General features: G+C 49.0%; 9 protein-coding genes and 1 tRNA gene. 4 read left to right on the forward strand and 6 right to left on the reverse strand.

Going from position 1 to position 6851, the window contains the following annotated elements:
* Positions 1 to 189: 189 nt before the first annotated feature.
* Positions 190 to 266: transfer RNA gene (locus Q0140_RS05250), tRNA-Glu, on the forward strand.
* A gap of 55 nt (positions 267 to 321) precedes the next feature.
* Here the strand turns inward: Q0140_RS05250 and Q0140_RS05255 are convergent.
* Genes Q0140_RS05255 through Q0140_RS05280 form a run of 6 tightly spaced genes read right to left on the reverse strand, consistent with a single transcriptional unit; the run spans position 322 to position 4477 of the window.
* On the reverse strand, positions 322 to 1098 hold the full coding sequence (locus tag Q0140_RS05255) for an ABC transporter ATP-binding protein (protein WP_297962557.1): 777 nt from the start codon (positions 1096 to 1098) through the stop codon (positions 322 to 324).
* A complete protein-coding gene (locus Q0140_RS05260; protein WP_297962559.1) occupies positions 1095 to 1742 on the reverse strand; it encodes an energy-coupling factor transporter transmembrane component T in 648 nt (215 codons plus the stop codon). The genes Q0140_RS05255 and Q0140_RS05260 overlap by 4 nt, the downstream gene beginning before the upstream one ends.
* A complete protein-coding gene (locus tag Q0140_RS05265) occupies positions 1739 to 2350 on the reverse strand; it encodes a hypothetical protein (protein ID WP_297962561.1) in 612 nt (203 codons plus the stop codon). The genes Q0140_RS05260 and Q0140_RS05265 overlap by 4 nt, the downstream gene beginning before the upstream one ends.
* Positions 2347 to 2946 carry a cobalt transporter CbiM gene (gene cbiM / locus Q0140_RS05270; RefSeq protein WP_297962563.1) on the reverse strand — a complete coding sequence of 200 codons (600 nt, stop codon included), beginning with the start codon at positions 2944 to 2946 and terminating at the stop codon, positions 2347 to 2349. Before cbiM ends, Q0140_RS05265 begins: the two co-directional genes overlap by 4 nt.
* Positions 2936 to 3715 (reverse strand): hypothetical protein, encoded by a 780-nt coding sequence (locus Q0140_RS05275; protein WP_297962565.1) that lies wholly within the window; start codon positions 3713 to 3715, stop codon positions 2936 to 2938. Before Q0140_RS05275 ends, cbiM begins: the two co-directional genes overlap by 11 nt.
* 12 nt (positions 3716 to 3727) lie before the next feature.
* Positions 3728 to 4477, reverse strand: a complete 750-nt coding sequence (locus tag Q0140_RS05280) for a DUF4198 domain-containing protein (RefSeq protein ID WP_297962567.1) — start codon at positions 4475 to 4477, stop codon at positions 3728 to 3730.
* Positions 4478 to 4617: 140 nt separating this feature from the next.
* On the opposite strand from Q0140_RS05280, the gene serS reads away from it, so the two are divergent.
* The 3 genes from serS to Q0140_RS05295 form a co-directional block, all read left to right on the forward strand.
* Positions 4618 to 5868, forward strand: coding sequence for a serine--tRNA ligase (serS, locus tag Q0140_RS05285; RefSeq protein WP_297962569.1), 1251 nt, complete (start codon positions 4618 to 4620; stop codon positions 5866 to 5868).
* 7 nt (positions 5869 to 5875) lie between these two features.
* Positions 5876 to 6664, forward strand: a complete 789-nt coding sequence (locus Q0140_RS05290; protein WP_297962571.1) for a hypothetical protein — start codon at positions 5876 to 5878, stop codon at positions 6662 to 6664.
* Positions 6661 to 6851 (forward strand): adenylyltransferase/cytidyltransferase family protein (locus Q0140_RS05295; RefSeq protein WP_297962573.1); only part of this gene is annotated, 191 nt, incomplete at its 3' end. The genes Q0140_RS05290 and Q0140_RS05295, both read left to right, overlap by 4 nt.

Raw genomic sequence — 6851 nt, forward strand, 5'->3', positions numbered from 1 at the left:
TCAAAAATAAGTGCGATTGACTAAAATTAAAATTACATCCATCGCACCTTTAAATTTTAATCTAAATAACGTAGCCCGATAAACAATGTGTCGTTCTTTAAAATTCTAAAAAAACTTATCGTCATATTAAGACACCACATTTAGTATTTTATCTAAAATTTTGTTTTTGTCGCTATAATGCGGCTTCTTGACCTTTTCGTCTAGTGGCTCAGGACGTTGCATTCTCAGTGCGAAAACGCGTGGTTCAAATCCCGCAAGGGTCGCCATTATGGACTTATACAAGCCTCTTGATTTTAAACGGTAAATTTATCTATGATTTTATCATGGACTTTCATACAGCCCGTCAGATTTTAAATAATAAATTTTATCTGCGATTTTATCGATGAAGCTTTTATCGTGCGAGACGATGATTTCGCTTACGTCAAGCTCCGCCAAAATCCCCGCCACGCGCTCCTGCATCGCCTCATCAAGCGCCGTCGTAGGCTCGTCCAGTAGCAGTATCCTAGGCTCGCATACCAGCGCGCCCGCAAGCGCCACTAGCTTTTTCTCGCCGCCGCTTAGATGAAAGGGCACCCGCTCGCGTAGATGTTCGATTCCCAAGCGTCGCAGCGTCTCCAGCGCCTTGCGCTCGATCTGCTCTTCACCTAAAATTTCAAGCTTTTTTAGATGGTCGTTTTCGCTGCCCTGCCTTAAAATTTCCGCCTTACGACCAAAAAATTCAGAAAAAATTCCACGTCTTTTCTCCACATTTCGTGCTCGTTTTAACCGCTCATTTTGCGCACGCAGGCTAAATGCGACGTCCTCAAACACGCTCGCGCACAAAAATTGATCGTCGCTATTTTGAAATAAAAACCCGATCTCGTGGCGAAATTTTATAAAATCCTCCGCACACTCAAGCTTCTCGCCGAAAAGCTCGATCTCACCCTCGCCCCATTGCCTTAGGCCACCTAAAATTTGAAGCAAGCTCGTCTTGCCCTGCCCGTTCGCGCCCAAGATCGCCACTTTTTCCTTATGCCCTACGCTCAAATTTACGCCGCGAAAAATTTCTCGCTCGCCGTTTTTAGCGCTTAAATCCAGCGCCTTAAGCGAGCAGCTCATAAGATAGCTCCGATTTTAACAGATACGCATGCCAGCACGAACGCCAAAAACGAGGCCTCCGAGACGCCCAAACCATCGCGACGTTCGTAAAATAGCCTACCGCAAAACCCTCGCGCGCTCATCACCAGGCTTAAATTTCTTGCTTGCTCAAGTGCCGAAATCGCTAAAATCCCGACTAAATTCGCATAAATTTTATAGGTGAAAATTCCGCTCGTCCCCACAAATCCGCGCATGCGCAAAAGAGCTTGCAGCCTCGCTAAATCCGAGCGTAAAAAATTTACGAATCGCCCGCAGCAATACACCAAAGAGCTTAGCTTTTCCCCGAGCCCGAGCCCGTAAAATCCGCGCGCGAAAAAATATTCGTCCTTGCCGTAAAATAGTAAAATCGCAAACGCCATTATCAAATTCGCGCGCAAAAATATCACGCCCGCAAGCTCGTAGTTGCCGACTATGGCGGGGCTTAACGCGCTTAAAATAGCAAAGATATTTAATACCGCAAGCCTTGCGCAGACCGCGCGCGCAATCGAAATTTTAAGCGCAAAAAGAAGTAGCGGCGGGGCAAAAAACGCTGCGTAAAGCTGTCCGCTAAGTCCGACGCCGAAGCTGAAGATGAAAAACGCGAGCAGTGATACGGCGGGGCTCATTTGCGCGCTCTTTTCGCTAGCCACATTAAGCCAAAAAAGCCGAAAATCAAGGCCAAACAAAGCGCGATTTTAGGCGCCTCGGCGGACTGGCTTTGAAACGCCAGGCTCCTAATATCACTCTTAGGGCTTTCTTTCGGCAAGATGCTTTGCGAGGCGGAATTTTCCAAAGGCTCGGAAGTGCTTGAAATTTTATCTTCAGACACACTGCCTTTAGGCGCGTAATTTTTAGCGGCGTTCAAATTTTGCGGCATAGGATTTTCAGAAACGTCAGAATTTTGCGGCGTGGAATTCTCGGGATCACCGGAATCCTGCGGTGTAAAGTCCTCGGCGCTAAATTCCATCTGTGCACCGTGCCCTGCACCTCCGTAAATTTGAATAGTAAAATTTTTAGCCGGGATCTTTATGCTCGCAAGTCCCTCTTTATCGGTCCTAGTGCGCAAAATTTCGCGCCCGTCCACACTGATTAAAACTTCACACTCCATGCAGGGAGAATTTTTATAAAAATAGCTATAAATCGCCACTCTATCGCCCTCTTGCGTCGCGAAAAGATGAAGCGCATGCGAAAATGCGAAGGAGCTCAAAACCGCTAAGAAAAATAGCGCTCTCATCGCCTTTGTCCGCCGTAAAATTTCGCAATAAAGCTAAGCGCAAAAAGGGTGATGATCCCTTCCAAAACAGCTAGAATTGCGCCTTCGAGCGAGATGAGCGTCGCGATAGCAAAAAACTCCCGCCCGCTGATGAAAAGCACGAGATCAAGAAGCAGCATCGAGCAGACGATCGGCACGAAACCCGCTAAAAACAGATAAATTTTTTGCGTGCGCACTTTTAGCTCTTGCGCTTTTACGGCGGCGGCAAAGAGCCCGCCCAAAACCGCTGGAAAGCCGATGACTGCGGTATTTACGCCTAGCACGCTAAGCCCTCCGAAGCCGAAAAACACCCCTTGCAAAAAAAGCGCGACAAAAATCGCCAAGATCGCGCGTGGGCCCAAAAACGCGCCCACGAGCCCGCTTAGCATCAGGTGCATGGAGCTGACACCCACGGGCAGGTGCACGAAAGAGGCGACGAAAAACAGCGCGCTAAAACATGCGATCCTCGGGATCTCAGCCTGCTTTACGCGCCATAAAATCGCCGCTACCGCAGGCGCCGTAACCGCCCAGCCGGCAAGCAGCACGGGCGCGCTCAAAACTCCTTCGCTAATGTGCACGGCTCGCCTCCTTTAAATCGCTCCAGTTTTTTAGACGCGCAAAAACGCGGGAGCTAGTTAAATTTAAGGCATTTGCGACCTTTGCGATAATTGCCTTGATTGCTACAGGCCTTGCTTTTACGGCTTTAGTCGCGGCAAAATTTGCGGCTGTAAAACTCGCGGCTTGCGTCCTATTTGCGGCGGCTGTTGGCGCAAAACTCGGAGCGGTCTCGGAGCTGCTTGCGGAACCAGTAAATTTGATAAATTTTACAGCTCGCATGGCGCAAAAATTTTCGTTTGCTACATTTGCAGGAGCGGCAAATGGATTTCGCGACGCAAAATTTGAGGCTCCGAGCGATCTTGGTGCGACGCTCGCGCAGTAAAACAGAGCTTGCGAAATTTCAAAAGTCGGAGTTTGCAAAATTTCAAAAAACGAAATTTTGCGCGCGGGTATTTTACGCTCATAAATCCACGGATATGAAATTTTACGGCTCGAAGCTCCTAAGAGCGGATTTCTACCGAGCAAAATTCCACGCAGCAGAGCTTCGTTACTTAAAATTTTACTCGGCGGAATTTTGCTCCGTAAAGTTTTAACCAAACCCCGAGACGCAGACTGCGCGCAGATGCGAAACGGCGGAATTTTACCATTTAAAATTTTAGCCGCAGAATTCGATGGAAATTTTACATCGCCAAGCAAAACGCGCGAAAATAAAATTTCAAAGCCCTGCCAAAGCGTAAATTTAAATTTATCCGCAGCGACGCAAATTTCGCCCAAAAAAAGAGATCTCACCGAGCCGCTCCGCTACTTTTTCAACTCGTCCGCCTTGATCCAAAGCACGGCGCCCAGCTCATTTACGGGCTGCTCGCTTCCTTTGGCGGCTTCCTCCTCGCTAAGAGCCGCAAAGCCCCACCAACCGGCAACCGGCATCACGAAGCTAAACTCGCCCGCGCCGTTGGTTTTAACGACCTGTGTGACATGCGCCTCGCTAGGGGCTTTGTAGCCCTTATCGTTATATAGCTCGATCTCCACGTCCGCGCCTGGGACGGGCCTTCCGTGCAGTAAAAAAACTCCGCTAAATATCTCGCCTGCATACAGCGCATAAGGCCGCACTAGCGGCACGATCTCCGCCTCTAGCCCGAGCGGCTTATCCCAGCCTTCGCCCGCGCCGTAAGCATCGACGTAGGTTTTGGTGATATGGCGGATCATCTTGCGCTCAGCCGGCTCGGCATAGGGTTTCGGATCGAAATAAAACGCCAAAAGCGATGGTTTGTCAGCTTTAAATTCCGCCGCAAAATAGGAATTCTCGCCTTTTTTTTGCTCTTTTAGGCTGCCTAGGAGCGATTTTTTCTCACCATCAATAAAAACGCCGAATTCTGCGGGCTTTTGTAGATTCATAGATTCCTGTAAAAACGGATGAGAGAATTCCAAATTTAGCTTCACGATAGCGTCTTTTTGATCCTCTACGACATTTTTATCCGTCGTAAGAACGCCGAAATGTGCGAACGCAAGGCTAGCCGCGATGATTCCTAAAAAAGCAAATTTTGCCTTCATGTAATACCTTTCATAATAAAATATTACGGAATTGTATCACTTTTTTTCATCCGTATTGCTTAAATGTGGGTTTATTTTGAGTATTTAAAGCAAACTTTAGTTAAAATGTCGCAATTTAAATTACCAAAAAGAGGCAGAAAATGATAAATTTAAAACTTATCGAGACGAATTTCGATGAATTTAATAAAAAACTCATCGCCAAAAAAGTCCCGCCGCAAACTCTGCAATCGCTACTGGATGCCTACAACGAGCTAAAATCCAAAAAGACGGAGCTAGAGAATCTTCAGGCCGTGCAAAATGCAAAGAGCAAGGAGTTAGGTCTCGCCGCGCGCGAAGGCAGGGACGTAGGCGCGCTAAAATCGCAACTTGAGGAAAACAAGCAAAAGATCCAAAGCCTAAGCGAGCTCGTAAATGAGCGCGAGCAGAGCCTAGAAGCGATCGCCGCGTGCGTGCCGAATATCATCGACGACGACGTGCCGATCGGCGCGGACGAGAACGAAAACGTCTGTATCAAAAAAGTGCTGCAGCCGCGCACGTTCGACTTTGCGCCCAAGCAGCACTTCGATCTCGGCGAGGCGCTGGGATGGCTTGATTTCGAGCGCGGCGTCAAACTCAGCGGCAGCCGCTTTACCGCGATCCGAGGTCTTGGCGCAAAACTGAATATGGCTCTCATCAACTACATGATAGAATTTAACAACTCGCGCGGCTTCGAGCTCGTAAATATGCCGTTTTTGGTGCGCGATCAGATCCTCTACGGCACGGGTCAGCTGCCTAAATTTAAAGACGACCTCTACCGCGTTGACGACGAGGAGCAAAACCTCTACCTCATCCCTACGAGCGAGGTTACGGCGACGAATCTCTTTAACGATGAAATTTTACTCAGCGAGGAACTGCCGATCAAGCTCACCAGCTACAGCCACTGCTTTCGCAAGGAAGCGGGCTCGGCGGGGCGCGATACGCGCGGCATGATCCGCCAGCACCAGTTTGAAAAGGTCGAGCTCGTCGCCATCACGCGCCCAGAGGATAGCGCAAAGATGCTTGAGGAGATGATTTCATGCGCAAGCGATCTGCTAGCTAGCCTTGGCCTTCCGCACAGACACATGCTACTTTGCAGCGGCGATCTTGGCTTTAGCGCCGCAAAGACTGTGGATTTGGAGGTTTGGCTGCCGGGGCAGAACCAATACAGAGAGATCAGCTCGATCAGCAACTGTCGCGATTTTCAGGCGCGCAGAGCCAAGATCCGTTTCAAAGACGGCAAGAAAAACAGCCTCGTTCACACGCTAAACGGCTCCTCGCTCGCGGTCGGCCGCACGCTGATCGCGGTGATGGAAAACTACCAGCGCAAGGACGGTAGCATCGAAATCCCGCGCGTTTTAGAAAAATATATGTAGGCGGCCCGTGCGAAAGCTTTGGAAAAACCCAAATTCTAACGCCCGCTTCGCAGCCGCTGGATTTTGCGCTGCAAAATTTAGAAAGCGCGGCGTCAAATTTTTCGCGCTGCAAAACGCAGGATTTTTTGCAACAAAATTTGACGAAATGGAATTTTGCAGCGCAGAGCCTGGGGCATACGATGCCGCGCTTCGCGATTTTAAATTTTGCAATGAAACGCTTCGTTATACGCGGCAAATTCGGCAATCACGGCACTCGTATTTTAAATTTCACGACGAGAAATTTGATGGCGCGAAATTTACGACCTGCGGAACGGAATTTTTAGGGGCGAACTTTCGTGGCGCAGAATTCTGCAAATCAAAATTTATGGCACGCGACGTTAAATTTTACAAAGCAGAATTGCGCGAGACGGGCTTTTTAGCTCACACTGCGAAATTTTATGCGGCTAAATTTCACGGCGTGAAATTTCAGGAGATGAAGTTCCAGACGCCAAATTTAGAGCTTAAAATGAAATTTAGTGAAGCGAAATTCGGCGGGGTAAAATTCCGCGATGGCGCGCTTTTAAAATTTGCCGCCGTAAAAGGGCTGCAATGCAGTCCTAGCCTTTGCGCCGCTGCGCCTTTTAAATTTACCGCGCCGCAAAATGCGGGATTTTTTGCAACAAAATTCGGCGAAGCGGAATTTTATAGCGTAAAATTTCATAGAGCAAGATTGCGGTGCGCAAGATTTTACGGCGCAGAATTTGCGGCGAAGTGCGAGAAATTTTGCGGCGCGAAACGACGCGGAGCGGGCGCGTGAAGATCGCGCTTTTCGGCGGCAGTTTCGATCCGCCGCACGCAGGACACGAAGCCGCGGTAAAGGCGATTTTATCAAGCCTAAAGCCCGATTTGCTGGTCATAATGCCGTCGTTTCTAAACCCGTTTAAAAAGAGCTTTTCGGCGCCGCCGCAGCTGCGGCTTAGATGGTGCCGCGCGCTGTGGAGCGA

The organism is uncultured Campylobacter sp., from assembly GCF_938045405.1.
Classification (GTDB): Bacteria; Campylobacterota; Campylobacteria; order Campylobacterales; family Campylobacteraceae; genus Campylobacter_B.

Bases quoted from the DNA above. Each gene is read 5' to 3' on its own strand.
- Q0140_RS05260 (WP_297962559.1), bottom strand. From the start codon at position 1,742: ATGAGCCCCGCCGTATCACTGCTCGCGTTTTTCATCTTCAGCTTCGGC.
- serS (WP_297962569.1), top strand. From the start codon at position 4,618: ATGATAAATTTAAAACTTATCGAGACGAATTTCGATGAATTTAATAAA.
- Q0140_RS05265 (WP_297962561.1), bottom strand. From the start codon at position 2,350: ATGAGAGCGCTATTTTTCTTAGCGGTTTTGAGCTCCTTCGCATTTTCG.
- Q0140_RS05280 (WP_297962567.1), bottom strand. From the start codon at position 4,477: ATGAAGGCAAAATTTGCTTTTTTAGGAATCATCGCGGCTAGCCTTGCG.
- Q0140_RS05255 (WP_297962557.1), bottom strand. From the start codon at position 1,098: ATGAGCTGCTCGCTTAAGGCGCTGGATTTAAGCGCTAAAAACGGCGAG.